The organism is Streptomyces tyrfis, from assembly GCF_037034285.1.
GTDB lineage: Bacteria > Actinomycetota > Actinomycetes > Streptomycetales > Streptomycetaceae > Streptomyces.
In genome coordinates this window covers 158,643-173,595 of the sequence record NZ_JBAGJZ010000015.1, presented here as the reverse complement: position 1 = coordinate 173,595, position 14,953 = coordinate 158,643, and the positions used below count along the sequence as shown (strand labels likewise).

Annotated in this window: 15 protein-coding genes; 7 read left to right on the top strand and 8 right to left on the bottom strand. The window is 70.9% G+C overall.

Features of this window, described 5'->3' with window-relative positions; genetic code table 11:
* Positions 1-255: 255 nt before the first annotated feature.
* Positions 256-897, bottom strand: coding sequence for a DNA-3-methyladenine glycosylase (locus WA762_RS14635; RefSeq protein WP_335936073.1), 642 nt, complete (start codon positions 895-897; stop codon positions 256-258).
* Between the two features lie 77 nt (positions 898-974).
* Between WA762_RS14635 and WA762_RS14630 the strand changes: the two genes are divergently transcribed.
* The 5 genes from WA762_RS14630 to WA762_RS14610 all read left to right on the top strand — a co-directional run bounded on the left by WA762_RS14630 (position 975) and on the right by WA762_RS14610 (position 4,367).
* Positions 975-1,757 (top strand): sporulation protein, encoded by a 783-nt coding sequence (locus WA762_RS14630; protein ID WP_335936072.1) that lies wholly within the window; start codon positions 975-977, stop codon positions 1,755-1,757.
* 50 nt (positions 1,758-1,807) lie between these two features.
* Positions 1,808-2,356: a winged helix-turn-helix domain-containing protein gene (locus tag WA762_RS14625; protein ID WP_335936071.1), complete on the top strand. Its 549-nt coding sequence runs from the start codon at positions 1,808-1,810 to the stop codon at positions 2,354-2,356.
* The gene (locus tag WA762_RS14620; protein WP_335936070.1) at positions 2,353-2,943 is read left to right on the top strand and encodes a transposase; all 591 of its coding nucleotides are present in this window, start codon (positions 2,353-2,355) and stop codon (positions 2,941-2,943) included. The genes WA762_RS14625 and WA762_RS14620 overlap by 4 nt, the downstream gene beginning before the upstream one ends.
* Positions 2,944-3,172: 229 nt before the next feature.
* Positions 3,173-3,706 carry a YbhB/YbcL family Raf kinase inhibitor-like protein gene (locus WA762_RS14615; RefSeq protein WP_335936069.1) on the top strand — a complete coding sequence of 178 codons (534 nt, stop codon included), beginning with the start codon at positions 3,173-3,175 and terminating at the stop codon, positions 3,704-3,706.
* Positions 3,707-3,860: 154 nt separating this feature from the next.
* A complete protein-coding gene (locus tag WA762_RS14610; RefSeq protein WP_335936068.1) occupies positions 3,861-4,367 on the top strand; it encodes an HNH endonuclease in 507 nt (168 codons plus the stop codon).
* Positions 4,368-4,473: 106 nt separating this feature from the next.
* Here the strand turns inward: WA762_RS14610 and WA762_RS14605 are convergent, their stop codons facing one another.
* The 4 genes from WA762_RS14605 to WA762_RS14590 form a co-directional block, all read right to left on the bottom strand.
* Positions 4,474-5,241, bottom strand: coding sequence for a sulfite exporter TauE/SafE family protein (locus tag WA762_RS14605; protein WP_335936067.1), 768 nt, complete (start codon positions 5,239-5,241; stop codon positions 4,474-4,476).
* Positions 5,242-5,303: 62 nt separating this feature from the next.
* On the bottom strand, positions 5,304-6,239 hold the full coding sequence (locus WA762_RS14600) for an SPFH domain-containing protein (RefSeq protein WP_335936066.1): 936 nt from the start codon (positions 6,237-6,239) through the stop codon (positions 5,304-5,306).
* A 147-nt stretch (positions 6,240-6,386) separates the two neighbouring features.
* Positions 6,387-6,815, bottom strand: a complete 429-nt coding sequence (locus tag WA762_RS14595; protein WP_335936065.1) for an NfeD family protein — start codon at positions 6,813-6,815, stop codon at positions 6,387-6,389.
* 211 nt (positions 6,816-7,026) lie between these two features.
* On the bottom strand, positions 7,027-7,824 hold the full coding sequence (locus WA762_RS14590; RefSeq protein WP_335936064.1) for an ABC transporter ATP-binding protein: 798 nt from the start codon (positions 7,822-7,824) through the stop codon (positions 7,027-7,029).
* A gap of 155 nt (positions 7,825-7,979) precedes the next feature.
* Here WA762_RS14590 and WA762_RS14585 point away from each other — a divergent pair, with 155 nt between their 5' ends.
* Entirely contained in the window at positions 7,980-8,765 is a 786-nt protein-coding gene (locus tag WA762_RS14585) for a hypothetical protein (RefSeq protein WP_335936063.1), read from the top strand.
* Positions 8,766-8,938: 173 nt separating this feature from the next.
* Here WA762_RS14585 and WA762_RS14580 read toward each other — a convergent pair whose 3' ends face one another.
* Both WA762_RS14580 and WA762_RS14575 read right to left on the bottom strand, forming a co-directional pair.
* A complete protein-coding gene (locus WA762_RS14580) occupies positions 8,939-9,583 on the bottom strand; it encodes a response regulator transcription factor (protein WP_335936062.1) in 645 nt (214 codons plus the stop codon).
* Positions 9,576-10,721, bottom strand: a complete 1,146-nt coding sequence (locus WA762_RS14575; protein ID WP_335936061.1) for a GAF domain-containing sensor histidine kinase — start codon at positions 10,719-10,721, stop codon at positions 9,576-9,578. The genes WA762_RS14580 and WA762_RS14575 overlap by 8 nt, the downstream gene beginning before the upstream one ends.
* Positions 10,722-11,309: 588 nt before the next feature.
* On the opposite strand from WA762_RS14575, the gene WA762_RS14570 reads away from it, so the two are divergent.
* A complete protein-coding gene (locus tag WA762_RS14570) occupies positions 11,310-12,047 on the top strand; it encodes a transglycosylase SLT domain-containing protein (RefSeq protein WP_335936060.1) in 738 nt (245 codons plus the stop codon).
* Between the two features lie 109 nt (positions 12,048-12,156).
* On the opposite strand, the gene WA762_RS14565 is transcribed toward WA762_RS14570, so the two are convergent.
* On the bottom strand, positions 12,157-14,799 hold the full coding sequence (locus tag WA762_RS14565) for an ABC transporter ATP-binding protein/permease (protein WP_335936059.1): 2,643 nt from the start codon (positions 14,797-14,799) through the stop codon (positions 12,157-12,159).
* Positions 14,800-14,953 lie beyond the last annotated feature (154 nt).

Sequence of the window (14,953 nt, the reverse complement as noted above, 5' to 3'; positions counted from 1 at the left end):
CGGTCCGAATTTCTGAATTCCGGCGGCCATTGGAGGGCCTTTGCCTTTCGGCGTGTCCACTACATTAACCGATTCTCCGGACCACTCATAATCGAGCTGTATCGATCCGAATTACGGCATGCCGAAGAACGCACCCCGAGGGTGAGTGTCGTAGGTGTGCCGTTTCGAGACGTCCCGACGGGTCCGATGGACCATGCCGACAACAGCTCTCGTTTCAAACGGCTCGGATCACCCTAGGGGGTCCGCATGGGCGAGTCAAGTTGCGCGGCGGCGTGGCACATGCGGCCGGTAGGGGCTCACCGTGGGGTCTCCGTCGATCCAGAACCGCCACGGGTGTGCGGCCCCGTCGCCGCCCACCCCGGTGCGCGGGCCGTTGCGCACCCGGTCACGGGGCGGCGGGGTGCCGTGCAGGACGTACAGCGCGGCGCCGGGACGGGCGATGGCGTCGGTGCCGTCGAGTGCGCGGTCGATGTCGAGGGCGGTGGCCAGTCGGGCCGGACCTTTGGCCAGTTCCTTGTCATTGCGGGCCGACATCCGACGTCCGCGGGTGAGCTCGACGCCCACCTGGATCTCCCCCGCGCGGAGCAGCACCCCGCCCGCCATGTTCTCCGGGCCGCACACCAGGTTGAGGCAGTGCCACATGCCGTACGTGAAGTAGACGTACGCATGGCCGGGCGGCCCGTACATGACGCTGTTGCGCGCGGTGCGTCCCCTGAAGGCATGCGATCCCGGGTCGGCCTCGCCGGCGTACGCCTCCACCTCGGTGAGGCGGAGCTCGATGGGGCCGTCGGGGGTGGTGCGGACCAGGGTCCGGCCCAGCAGGTCGGGGGCGACGTCCAGGACGGGGCGGTCGAAGAAATCGCGTCTCAGCGGTGTGCGTGCCGGCCCGTCGGTCATGACGTCCGAGGGTACCGGGAACCGACCCGGGCCGCGGAGCGTATCCAGAGAGCAGGATCAAGGAGGGGAGAACACACATGGGCTTCAAACGTCTGCTCGCCAGCCTGGGCGCCGGTGGTGCCTCGGTCGAGACCGAGCTGGCCGAAGTCAACGTCGTTCCGGGCGGGGTCGTCCAGGGTGAGGTGCGGATCCAGGGCGGAAGCGTGGATCAGCGGATCGAGGGTCTCTCCGTGGGGCTGCAGGCCCGGGTCGAGGTCGAGGGGCAGGACACGGAGACCAAGCAGGACATCGAGTTCACCAAGCTGCGGCTCGGAGGCGAGTTCGAGGTGCGGGCGGGCGCGGTGCACGTCGTGCCGTTCGGGCTGGAGATCCCCTGGGAGACGCCGATCACGATGTTCGCGGGTCAGCACCTGCACGGCATGCACATCGGCGTGACCACGGAGCTGGAGATCGCGCGGGCGCTGGACTCGGGCGATCTGGACCCGGTCAACGTGCATCCGCTGCCGGCGCAGGAGGCCATCCTCGACGCCTTCGGGCGGCTCGGTTTCGTCTTCCGCAGCGCCGACATGGAACGCGGTCACATCCGCGGCACCTGCCAGCGGCTGCCGTTCTACCAGGAGATCGAGTTCCACCCGCCGCAGCAGTACCGCGGGCTGAACCAGGTCGAGCTGTCGTTCGTCGCGGACGGCCGCGAGATGGACGTCGTCCTGGAGATGGACAAGAAGCCGGGGCTCTTCAGCGAGGGCAGCGACACCTACCGCTCCTTCCAGGTGGGGCTGCACGACTTCCACACGACGGACTGGGCGGCGTATCTCCACCAGTGGCTCGCCCAGGTCGGCGGTCGGCGCAACTGGTTCTAGGGTCCTGATCCCGGGCTCTGGTCCTACTGATCTTTTCGTAAGTTCGGTGGGTGTGGTGGCCGTGTGGGTGGGAGGCTGTCGGGGTGGCTTATCAACCTTCCCCTTCGCTTGCCGGCCCCTCCCTTCCTCCTTTGTCGCGGCCTCAGTTGGCGGAGGCGCGTCGTGTTCAGGCCGTCGAGTTGTTCGAGGACGGCGTCTCGAATGCGGAGATCGCGAGGGCGGTGGGGGTGTGTGCCGAGAGTGTGCGGCGTTGGCGGCGGGTGTGGGAGCAAGGCGGTGCTTCGGCCCTTCGGCGGCGGGCAGCCACCGGACGCCCACCCAAGCTGGACGACACCCAGGTCGAGATGGTCCGGGCCGCGTTGGAGCAAGGTGCCCAGGCTCATGGCTTCGAGGCCGACCTGTGGACCCTGGAACGAGTCGGCGCGGTCGTCACCCGGGCAACGGGGGTGGTGCTGTCGAGGGCGTCGGTGTGGCGGCTGCTGACCGGCCGGCTCGGATGGAGCCTGCAACGGCCCGAGCGGCGGGCGGTCGAGCGGAACGAGTCGGAGATCGCCCGCTGGATCGCGCACGAGTGGCCGCGCATCAAGAAGGGGCCGTGAACACACGTGCTTGGATCGTCTTCCTCGACGAATCAGGCGTCTCCCCACTCCCTCAGATCCGCCGCACCTCCTCGCCCCGAGGGCGGACTCCGCTCCTGCGGCACCGCCTGAACTGGAAGCGCGCGTCGATGGCCGGGGCCTTGGGCTACCACTCCACCGACCCTCATCGCGGGGCGCGCCTGTGCTTCCACCTCAAGCCCGGCAGCTACGGCACCGCCGGACTCATCGAGGTCCTGGAGCAGATGAAGGCGTTCTACCGCGGCGAGCGAGTGGTCCTGGTCCGGGACGGCCTGTCCGCCCACTGGAGCCGGGCAATGCGGGCCTGGGTCGCCGAACAGGACTGGCTCACCCTGGAACGATTACCCGCCTACGCTCCCGAGCTGAACCCGGTGGAACTGCTGTGGTCCTCGCTCAAGAAGCGCGAACTCGCCAACCTCGCCGGCGACCACCTCGCCGATGTCGCCGACGCCACCGAGCAAGGCATCCACCGCATCAACGCCAACCCCCGATTGCCATGGTCATTCCTCGGTCATACCGCCCTGACCATCCGCCCACCACACCCACCGAACTTACGAAAAGATCAGTAGGCGGTGTCTGATGAATGAGTGCGGGAGAAGGAGCGGGGTCCGGTGCGTGCGATCGCAAGACTCCGGAGCCTCTGCGTGGCGGAGCCACGTGGGCGGTTCGGCAACGCCGCGAGCGTGCGTGCCGGACCCCGCGACGCCGCAGGTATTTGGCCGCAGGTATTTGTCAGACACCCCTAGGGTCGGGGGGAGACCTGCTGACAGCAGCAGGGTGATCAGGAGAGGTGCTGACGTGACCGAGCCGAAAAGGGCGCCGCTGCCGCACGACTTCCATCCCGAGGTGCCGTCGTTCACGGTGGTGAGCGACGACCTCGCCCCCGGGGGCGTGCTGGCGGACGCCCAGGTGCTGGCGGCGGGGAACACCTCGCCGCAGCTGCGGTGGGCGGGTTTCCCCGCGGAGACCAGGAGTTTCGCCGTGACCTGCTTCGACCCCGACGCCCCCACGGGCAGCGGGTTCTGGCACTGGGTGCTCTTCGACATCCCGGCCTCGGTCACCGAGCTGCCCGCCGGCGCGGGCGGCGGGGCGTTCCCCGGACTGCCCGCCGGCGCCGTGCACGCCCGGAACGACTACGGGACGAAGGACTTCGGCGGCGCCGCCCCGCCGGCCGGCGAGAACCACCGCTATGTCTTCACCGTGTACGCGGTCGACACCGAGAAGCTGGGGGTCGACAGCGACACGTCGCCCGCGGTCGTCGGCTTCAATCTGCGGTTCCACACGCTGGGCCGCGCCCAGCTGATCGGCGAGTACGAGGGGCCCGCCGAGTAGCCGCCGGAACCGAGAGTTCTCCCGCTGTTCGCCCTGCCCTGGTCCCGAAGTGACCGGGGCAGGGCAGTTTTTATTGCGTTGTCCATCACAGCCCGCGCGGCCAGAGTTGATCCCGGCTCGCCAGGAGGCGGGCGGCACACGGGAGGTGGGCGAGATGCGGGACACGCTGGTGCTGAACGCGAGCTTCGAGCCGCTGTCGACGGTGACGCTGAACCGGGCGGTGGTGCTGGTCCTCCAGGACAAGGCCGTCGTCGAGCAGTCGCGCCCCGGCCTCCGCATGCGTGGCGCCGCCGTCGACATCCCGGTGCCCAGGGTGATCCGGCTCTGCCGGTACGTACGGGTGCCGTTCCGAAGACAGGCGCCGTGGTCCAGGAGGGGGGTGCTGGTCCGGGACCAGCACCGGTGCGCGTACTGCGGACGGCGGGCGACCACCGTCGACCATGTGCTGCCGCGCGCCCAGGGCGGCCAGGACACCTGGCTCAACACGGTGGCGTCCTGTGCCGAGGACAACCACCGCAAGGCGGCCCGGACGCCGGAGGAGGCGGGGATGCCGCTGCTGCGGCAGCCGTTCGTGCCGTCCCCGGCGGAGGCGATGCTGCTGGCGATGGGGGCCGGTGAGCGGCCGGAGCTCCCGGAGTGGCTGGAGCGCACCGCCGCGTAGGCCGGTCGGCGCGCGGCGGTGTGACTGTACGTGCGCCTGGCCCGTACATGTGCCGGCCCCGCCCCGTCCGGAGGCCCGTCTTCTCGCGGAGGCGGGCCTTGGGCCGTCAGCGCAGCAGCAGTTGGACGATGGCGACGGCGCCGACCGCGACGATGAGGGCGCGCAGGACGGTGGGGCTGAGCCGGCGGCCGACCCTGGCGCCTATCTGGCCGCCCAGCGCGGAGCCGACCGCGATCAGCACGACGGCCGTCCAGTCGAAGTGCGCGACGAAGAGGAAGAAGAGCGCGGCGACGCTGTTGACGACGGCGGCCAGGACGTTCTTGACGGCGTTGAGCCGCTGCATGGTGTCGTCGAGCAGCATCCCCATCAGGGAGAGGTAGATGATCCCCTGGGCGGCGGTGAAGTAGCCGCCGTAGACGCTGGCGAGCATCAGCCCGGTGAAGAGCAGCGGGCCGCCGTCGGTGCGGGTGGGACCGCCGCGGTGCTCGCGTCGGCGCTGCACCGCCCGGCTGATCCGGGGCTGCAGGACGACCAGCACCAGGGCCAGGGTCACCAGGACCGGCACGATCGTCTCGAAGGCCGTGGACGGCAGGCTCAGCAGGAGCGTGGCGCCGGTGAGACCGCCGATCAGCGACGCCACGGCGAACTTGAGGACGCGACGCCCCTGTCCCGCGAGTTCGGCGCGGTAGCCGATGGCGCCGCTGACCGCGCCGGGGATCAGACCGAGCGCGTTGGAGACGGTGGCGGTCACCGGGGGGAGCCCGGTGGCGAGCAGCACCGGAAAGGTGATCAGCGTTCCGGATCCGACGATCGTGTTGATCGTGCCGGCGCTGATGCCCGCCGCGAAGACGGCGAGCATCTCCCAGATGGTCATGGCGACTCCCCCGTGCATGGTCGATGCGTCGTGCACCGATCATGCACGAGGGCATGTACGCGTCACTCGACGGGGGGCTGCTCCCGGCGTTCCTTGCCGCCGCCGGTGTCGAATCCGGGGGCGCCGTTGCCGAGGTTGCCGAAGGCGCCGCTGAGTCCCTTCAGGGCGTCGCCGATCTCGCTGGGCACGATCCAGAGCTTGTTGGCGTCGCCCTCGGCGATCTTGGGGAGCATCTGGAGGTACTGGTACGAGAGGAGCTTCTGGTCCGGGTCCCCGGCGTGGATGGACTCGAAGACCGTGCGGATGGCCTGGGCCTCGCCCTCGGCGCGCAGGGCGGACGCCTTGGCCTCGCCCTCGGCGCGCAGGATGGCGGACTGCTTCTCGCCCTCGGCGGTGAGGATCGCGGACTGCCTGGTGCCCTCGGCCTGGAGGATCGCGGCGCGCTTGTCGCGGTCGGCGCGCATCTGCTTCTCCATCGAGTCCTGGATGGAGGTGGGCGGCTCGATGGCCTTGAGCTCGACGCGGTTGACGCGGATGCCCCACTTGCCGGTCGCCTCGTCGAGGACTCCGCGGAGCGCCGCGTTGATCTCCTCGCGGGAGGTCAGCGTGCGCTCCAGGTCCATGCCGCCGATGATGTTGCGGAGCGTCGTGACGGTGAGCTGCTCGATCGCCTGGATGTAGCTGGCGACCTCGTACGTGGCGGCCCTGGCGTCGGTCACCTGGTAGTAGATGACGGTGTCGATGTTGACGACCAGGTTGTCCTGGGTGATCACCGGCTGGGGCGGGAACGGAACGACCTGTTCACGCAGGTCGATGCGGTTCCTGATGGTGTCGATGAACGGCACGACGATGTTCAGGCCCGCGTTGAGCGTGCGGGTGTAGCGGCCGAAGCGCTCCACGATGGCGGCGCTGGCCTGCGGGATGACCTGGATCGTCTTGATCAGGGCGATGAAGACGAGCACCACCAGAATGATCAGGACGATGATGATCGGTTGCATCGTGTTCCCTCATTGCCCTTCGGTTGCCGACGGATCGCGGTGATCGGGGTCGAGACCGTACGAGGGGTCGTGTACCCGTGCGACCTCGATCTCATGATGATCGACTTCGAGTCTGACAGAACGCGCGCTGTCATGTGAGGGATTCGGTCACATGACGACGGCGGTGGCTCCGTCGATGTCGACGACATCGACCTGTTGGCCCGGATCGAAGCTCTGGTCACCGTCGAGCGCCCGGGCGGACCAGATCTCCCCGGCCAGCTTGATCCGGCCGCCGGTGCTGTCGACCCGTTCCAGGACGACGGCCTGACGGCCTTTCAGCCCATCGATGCCCGTGGCGAGTTGCGGCCGGTCGGAACGGTGTCTGGCGGCGATCGGGCGGACCACGGCGATGAGCGCCACGGAGACCACGACGAACACCAGCACCTGGGCCACGACGCCGCCGCCGAGCGCGGCGACGACCGCGGCGGCGATCGCTCCGACGGCGAACATGCCGAATTCGGGCATCGCCGTCAGGACGAGCGGGATGCCCAAGCCCGCCGCGCCGATCAGCCACCACACCCACGCGTCGATGTCCACGTGGTCATGGTAGGACCGTGAGGCCCCTCGCGGACAGTGCGCGAGTGGACAGCGCGGTGGCGGAGAACGCGGTGGCGGAGAGCGCGCGAGCGGACGCCGGGCAGTACGGGCCCCGGGGAGCCCCGGGCCCCGCCGTCCTCGCGTGCGCCGTCGGCGCCCGGCGGCGGCATGCGGCGACGAGGAGACGAGGAGACGAGGAACGGTCGAGCTGCTAGGAGAGCGGGAGTCCGTGGGCCGTGTAGCGGTCGCCGGTGCGCTCGACGACGAGCGGCAGGCCGAAGCAGAGGGAGAGGTTGCGCGAACTGAGCTCGGTCTCCATGGGCCCGGCGGCCAGCACCTTGCCCTGGCGGATCATCAGGACGTGGGTGAAGCCGGGGGCGATCTCCTCGACGTGATGGGTCACCATGATCATGGAGGGGGCGTACGAGTCGCGGGCCAGCCGGCCGAGGCGGCGGACCAGGTCCTCGCGGCCGCCGAGGTCGAGTCCCGCCGCCGGCTCGTCGAGAAGCAGGAGTTCGGGGTCGGTCATCATGGCGCGGGCGATCAGCGTGCGCTTGCGCTCGCCCTCGGACAGGGTGCCGAACTTGCGGTCGAGGTGTTCGTTCATGCCGAGGCGGTCGAGGAAGGCGCGGGCGCGCTCCTCGTCGACGGCCTCGTAGTTCTCGTGCCAGGTGGCGGTCATGCCGTAGGCGGCGGTGAGCACGGTCTGCAGGACGGTCTGGCGCCTGGGCAGCTTCTCGGCCATGGCGGCGCCCGCCATGCCGATGCGCGGGCGGAGGTCGAAGACGTCGGTGCCGACGCCGCCGAGCCGCTCGCCGAGGATCGTGACCGTGCCGGTGCTCGGGAAGAGGTAGCTGGACGCGATGTTGAGGAGGGTGGTCTTGCCGGCGCCGTTCGGGCCGAGGATGACCCAGCGCTCCCCCTCCTTGACCTGCCAGGAGATGGCGTCCACCAGGGCGTGCCCGTCGCGGACCACGGATACGTCCACCAGCTCCAGTACATCGCTCATGGCGCGTTGTCTCCCCATGCAGTGTCGAGATCGTCGGGTGCCTGTGGGCACGGCTCCCAGGGAAATCTACGCCACCACGGGAGTGTGTCCGGCGCTGGGCCCGGGAGACGGTCCGGGGGGCGACGGGCCGACGGCCGGTTCCCTACGCTGTTGCCATGCTTTCGGAACCACGCTCAGGATTGCTGGCCGCTTGGGGGAACGCGCTTCTCGCGGGACTCGTCTCCCCCGACGACGCGGCGCTCGCCATCGTCGGGGAGGACGCGGTGCACCGCGTGGCGGGGCTGCCGGGTGAGACGGGGCCGGTGGGGCTCACCCTGGCGCTCGGACGGTTGCGGAGTCTGGGGGTGAGCGGGTTCCGAGTGGCGTTGCCGGCCCCCGGGCATCCGCTGGGGCTGAGCGGTCCCCCGGAGTTCAACGCGCGGGCGCTGGAGGCGCTGGAGGCGGTGGTCGCGTTCGGCGCCCCGTACGGGCTGGTTCCCGAGGTGAGCGAGAGGGGGCCGGACGGGGATCTGCACGTCGAGGTGGTGTGGCACTGCCTGCCGGTGCGGGAGGCGGTGCCGGCGGATGTGCCGTCGCTGGGCGAGGCGGAGCGGGAGCTGGCCGAGGCGATGCGGGACGCGACGGCGACGCTGTCGCGGCTGGACGTGGCCGGTTCCGGCCCGATGGCGGAGGCCGCGGTGGACGCCTACCGGGCGCGGGTGGAACGGGGGCGCGAGGTGCTGGCCCCGGGGTACCCGCCGCGGGCGGTGCGGGTGCTGGAGCTGGCGCAGCGGGTCGGGCTGCTGATCTCGGTGGCGCACGGGAACGGGCACGGCGGGGCGGTGAGCGCCTCGGAGATCGCGGCCCGGGCGGAGGCGCTGCGGCCGGTCGAGCGGGTGGCCCGGCGGGCGCAGGTCGCCGCGTACAACGCGTATGTGGAGGAGCGGGAACGGGAGCGATAGGGCCGGTGCGGTCCCGGCGGGCGCGGTTCCGGGCGCCGTCCCGCCCTGCGCGGTGGCCCGGGGGGCTCGGCGCCGACGCCGGCCCGCGGGGCGCGGTCCCGCAGGCCGTTCCAGTGGGACGTTCCGGCGGGGCCGCGGTCGTCGGTGCGGTGGGGCGGGCTTCGGCGTTCCGGTCAGCCGGCCGCTCCGTGGCGTACCGCCCAGAGAGCGGCCTGGGTGCGGTCCGAGAGGTCGAGCTTCATCAATATGTTCGACACGTGTGTCTTGACGGTCTTCTCGGAGAGGACCAGGGCACGGGCGATCTCCCGGTTGGAGCGGCCGTCGGCGATCAGGCCCAGCACCTCCCGCTCCCGTTCGGTGAGGGTGCTCCCCCGGCCCGTGCCGCCGCCCGCGTCGTCCTGGGCGAGCAGGGCCCCCGCGACCTCCGGCTGGAGCAGCACATGCCCGGCGTGCACCGAGCGGATGGCCCCGGCGAGGGCGTCGGGGTCGACGTCCTTGTACACGTAGCCGGAGGCCCCGGCCCGGAGCGCGGGCACCACGGTGCGCTGCTCGGTGAAGCTGGTCACGATGAGGACCCTGGCCGGGTTGCCCAGCTCGCGGAGCCTGCGCAGGGCCTCGATCCCGTCGGTGCCGGGCATCTTGATGTCCATCAGGACGACGTCGGGGCGGAGCTCCTCGGTCCGGGCCACCCCCTCGGCCCCGTCGGACGCCTCGCCGACCACCTCTATGTCGTCCTGGACCTCCAGGAACGTACGCAGACCGCGGCGGACGACCTGGTGGTCGTCGACCAGCAGCACCCTGATGATCCGGTCAGCCACCGGGCACCTCCATCTCGATCGTGGTGCCCTCGCCGGGCGCCGATTCAACGGTGAGCCTGCCGCCGACCCCGCTCGCGCGGTCCCGCATCGACACCAGGCCGAGGTGGCGGCCCGCCTGCCTGGTCGCGGCGGGGTCGAAGCCGCCGCCGTCGTCGGTGATGCGGAGCAGGGTGCCGCCGTCGCGCCGGGTGAGGGTGACGTCGACGTGCGCCGCGCCCGAGTGGCGCAGGGCGTTGTGCAGGGCCTCCTGGGAGACCCGGAGCAGCGCCTCCTCCTGGGCGGCGGGCAGGGCGCGCACGCCCAGGCTCTCGAAGGAGACCCGGGCGGAGTGGGCGCGGTCCATGACCTGGACCTGGGTGCGGAGCGTGGCGACGAGGCCGTCCTCGTCGAGGGCGGCCGGGCGCAGCTCGACGACGGCGGCGCGCAGCTCGTCCACGGCCTCGGCGGCGAGCGCGGCGACCTGGTGGAGCTCTCCCTTGGCGCGGGCCGGGTCGCGGTCGACGAGGGCGGTGGCCGCCTGGGCGGTCAGCCGCAGCGAGAACAGTTTCTGGCTGACCGCGTCGTGCAGTTCGTGGGCGAGCCTGGAGCGTTCCTCGGCGATGGTCAGCTCCCGGCTGCGCTCGTAGAGCCGGGCGTTGGTGAGGGCGATCGCCGCGTGCTGGGCGAGCATCGCCAGCAGTTCCTCGTCCTCGGCGGTGAAGCCGCAGCTGCCCTCGGGTTTGGGGCAGCGCTTGTTGGCGAGGAAGAGGGCGCCGATGATCTCGTCGCCGTCCCGGATGGGCAGGCCGAGGAAGTCGGACATGTCGGGGTGGGCGGCGGGCCAGCCGCCGAAGCGGGGGTCCTCGCGGACGTCGGCGAGGCGCTCGGGCCTCGCGTCGTGGAGCATCGCGGCGAGGACGCCGTGCTGCCGGGGCAACGGGCCGATGGCCTTCCACTGCTCGTCGCCGACGCCGTCGACGACGAACTGGGCGAACCCGCCGTGGTCGTCGGGGACGCCCAGGGCGGCGTACTCGGCGTCCAGCAGCTCGCGGGCCGAGGCGATGATCGTCTTCAGGACGTCGCGCACCTCGAGTGGCCGGCTCATGGCGAGCAGTGCGGCACTCACCGCTGCGAGGCCCGACGGTGGGCGATGGCTCATGGCCTCACCGTACAAGCGGGGCGAGAACGCCGTATCGGCCTGTGGACGGCCGCGGCCCAGGACCCGGGGACTAGGACCTGTCCCAGGTCGGCCGTCGCGGCGGCGTCGTCCGGCCGAGCACGGCGGCGGGGGCGGTGCGACGGCACGGCCCGGGCCGGGCCGTCCGAGGCCGGAGGCGGGCCGGCTCCGGAGCGGCCGGGGAGGGCGGCGCGGGAGGCCCGGGCCTCGCGGGCCCGGCGGGCCGTGCGCGTACCGCCCGGGGGTCGACAGTCCTCGGATCCTCACGCTCCGAATTGCTGGAGCAACGGGTTGTGAGACGGCGGGGCGGCCGGTGTGAGGCCGGGCATAGGACCCACATCACTTACGAAGCCTGCTAGTGGACGTGTAAGCGCGACATCAATGAGCAGGTGCGCGGGGGGCCGTGGCCAAACGGCGGACCACTCCACTATCCGGGGTCGTACGTCACACCTTTGCCAGCGAATTTTGCGGCAGCTAAGAATTGCTCTCGTCCCCGACGGAGAGGCGCATCGAGCGTTTCCCGTCTTCGTCCTCCGTGAGGACTCCCGCCATTCGAAGAGGTACGTCTGCATGTTCGTGTCCCGCATTCCCGGCCGTCGTAGTCGTCTGAGCAAGGCCCAGAAGTTCTCCGTCGCGGGGATCGCCGCCGCTGCCGCCGCGTCCCTCTCGTTCTCGCTCGTTCCCGCCAACGCCGAGTCCAAGCCCGAGGCCGCCGTCTCCGCGGCTCCCGTGGTGTTCGACTCCTCGGTCGCCGGGAACCCGCACGCCAAGGCGCTGCAGGCCAGCCTGCTGGAGCAGCAGTCCACGATCAAGCAGAACTCCACCGCCGAGAAGCTGGTGAAGGCCGCGGACCTGGCCAGGGCCGAGAAGTCCGCCCCCAAGAAGGCCCCGGCCGCCGGCCGGACGAAGGCGGTCGCCGAGGCCAAGTCCCGGTCCCAGGCCAAGGACGTCGCCGCCAGCCGCTCCGAGACCCGCGCCCCGGTCTACGCGAACAACCTGGACGGCTGGATCCGGGAGGCCCTGGACGTCATGAGGGACCGCGGCATCCCCGGCACCTACCACGGTCTGCACAAGAACATCATGCGGGAGTCCTCCGGCAACCCGTACGCGATCAACGACTGGGACATCAACGCCCGCAACGGCGTCCCGTCCTGCGGTCTGCTCCAGGTCATCCGACCGACGTTCGAGGCGTACCACGTGCCGGGCACCTCGAAGAACATCTACGACCCGGTCGCCAACCTCACGGCCGCGGCCAACTACGCCGCCGACCGCTACGGCTCGATCGACAACGTCAACAGCGCGTACTGACCGGTTCCGGACGTCCCGGGCCGACGCGCACACGTGGGAGGGCGGCACCCCGGCCGGGGTGGCGCCCTCCCACGTCGCGTCCGCCGGATCCGGCGCCGGCGTCCTGCGGCTACTTGCGCATGACCTCCGGCTCGTGGCGGCGCAGCAGGCGCGCGACCGCGAAGCCGCAGACGACGCCGAGGAACAGCAGGACCGAGACGTCGATCGCCCACTGCCCGGCGGTGTGCTCCCACAGTGGGTCGAGGTCGGTCGGGTTCTTCGGGTCCCACGGCGCCATGAGGTGCGAGAGGTCGAGCGTGGCGCCCGAGGCGGCGATGGCCCAGCGGGACGGCATCAGCCAGGCGAACTGCTCCAGCCCGGGAGATCCGTACACCTGGAAGAGGATGCCGGTGAAGACGACCTGGACGATCGCGAACATGACCAGCAGCGGCATGGTCTTCTCGGAGGTCTTCACCAGCGAGGAGATCACCAGGCCGAACATCATCGAGGTGAACCCGAGCACGATGATCGTCACGCAGAGTTCGACCGCGGGGGGCATGATCAGGCCCTCCGACGGCAGCTTGCGGGTGGCGAAGCCGATGCCGCAGATGATGACGCCCTGCAGGGCCGTGATCACGCCGAGGACGATCACCTTGGACATCAGGTAGGCGGAGCGGGAGAGGCCGGTGGCCCGTTCCCGTTCGTAGATGACGCGTTCCTTGATCAGTTCTCGTACGGAGTTGGCCGCGCCGCTGAAGCACATGCCGACCGCGAGGATCAGCATGATCGTTCCGGCGGCGCTGTTGAACCGGGAGGGCGGCTCCGGCGCGGCCAGGCCGAACTTGGCCGGGATGACCACGCTGACGACGCCGAGCACGGCGGGCAGGACCACCATCAGGCCCATGAAGCCCTTGTCGGAGGCGATCACCGAGAGGTAGCGGCGGATCAGCGTCCACAGCTGGGCCGACCAGCTCTGCGGCTTCGGCGGGCGTATCTGCTGCGGGGTCGGCATGTGCGCGGGCTGCGCGGCGACGGCGTCGATGTCCGCGGCGTACATCTGGTAGTGCTGGGAGCCGCGCCAGCGCCCCGCCCAGTCGTAGTCGCGGTAGTTCTCGAACGCGGAGAACACGTCGGCCCAGGTGGTGTAGCCGAAGAAGTTGAGCGCCTCCTCCGGCGGGCCGAAGTAGGCGACGGCCCCGCCCGGCGCCATGACGAGCAGCTTGTCGCAGAGCGCCAGCTCGGCCACGGAGTGGGTGACGACGAGGACCGTGCGGCCGTCGTCGGCCAGTCCGCGCAGCAGCTGCATGACGTCGCGGTCCATGCCCGGGTCGAGGCCGGAGGTCGGCTCGTCCAGGAAGATCAGCGACGGCTTGGTGAGCAGCTCCAGCGCCACGGAGACGCGCTTGCGCTGGCCGCCGGAGAGCGAGGTGACCTTCTTGTCCTTGTGGATGTCGAGCTTGAGCTCGGCGAGCACCTCGTGGATGCGGGCCTCGCGCTCGGCCTCGGTGGTGTCCGCGGGGAAGCGGAGCTTGGCCGCGTACTTGAGGGCCTTGGTGACGGTGAGTTCCTTGTGCAGGATGTCGTCCTGCGGGACCAGACCGATGCGCTGGCGCAGTTCGGCGAACTGCTTGTACAGGTTCCGGTTGTCGTAGAGGACCTCGCCCTGGTTGGCGGGCCGGTAGCCGGTGAGCGCCTTGAGCAGGGTGGACTTGCCGGAGCCGGACGGGCCGATGACCGCGACGAGCGACTTCTCCGGGACGCCGAAGGAGACGTCCTTGAGGATCTGCTTCCCGCCGTCGACCGTCACCGTGAGGTGACGTGCGGAGAACGTGACCTCACCGGTGTCGACGAACTCCTCCAGCCGGTCGCCGACCAGCCGGAACGTGGAGTGGCCGACGCCGACGATGTCGTTCGGGCCCAGCAGCGCGGAGCCGGACTTGGGCAGCGGCTGGCCGTTGACGTAGGTGCCGTTGTGGGATCCGAGGTCGCGGATCTCGAAGCGGCCGTCGGGCTTCGCGTGGAATTCGGCGTGGTGGCGGGAGACCTGGAGGTCGGAGACGACCAGGTCGTTCTCCAGCGCGCGGCCGATGCGCATGACCCGGTCGAGGGCCAGCTGGTGGAACGTGGTCGGGCTGCGGTCGCCGTACGCCGACGGGGCCCCCGCGACTCCGCCGGGCCCGGCCGCGCCGGGCGGGTTCCCGATGCCCTGCTGGTGCGGCACCTGTTGTGCCGGCACGGGCTGCTGGGGCTGGTGGCCCTGGGGGGCCTGCTGCCAGCCCTGCTGCGGGTGCTGCTGCTGGGGCGACGCCTGCGGGACGTGCGCCTGGCCCGGCCAGCCCGCACCGGCCTGCTGGGCCTGCTGCGGCTGCTGCGGCTGCTGCGGCTGCTGCGGCTGCTGCGGCTGCTGCGGCTGCTGCGCGGGAGACTGCTGGGCGCCCGCGCCCTGCCCGCCGTACGCCGCCGCGCCCGCGGGGGCGGTGACGCTCAGCCGCGGTCCGTCGGTGGCGTTGCCCAGGTGCACGGCGGCGCCGGGGCCGATCTCCAGCCGCTGGACCCGTCGGCCCTGCGCATAGGTGCCGTTCGTGCTGCCGTTGTCCTCGATGATCCAACCGCGGCCCCCCCAGCTGATCGTGGCGTGCCGCCACGACACCCTGGCGTCGTCGATCGTCAGGTCCCCCTGCGGATCACGCCCCACGGTGTACGACCTGGACGGATCGAGCGTCCAGGTTCTGCCATTCAATTCCAGTACGAGTTCCGGCACTCCGCGCCCCACTTGTCGTCCCCCGAGTGGCCCCGTCGAAGGAGGCCCAGGGATGCTGAACATCGTGGGGAACTATTCCAGGCACAGTCCCGGATACGAAAGTCGGGCGGGGCCCGGAGGGGCTCTGACAGGCCCGGACTCGCCCCGGACGGGGTCCGGGCAGGGT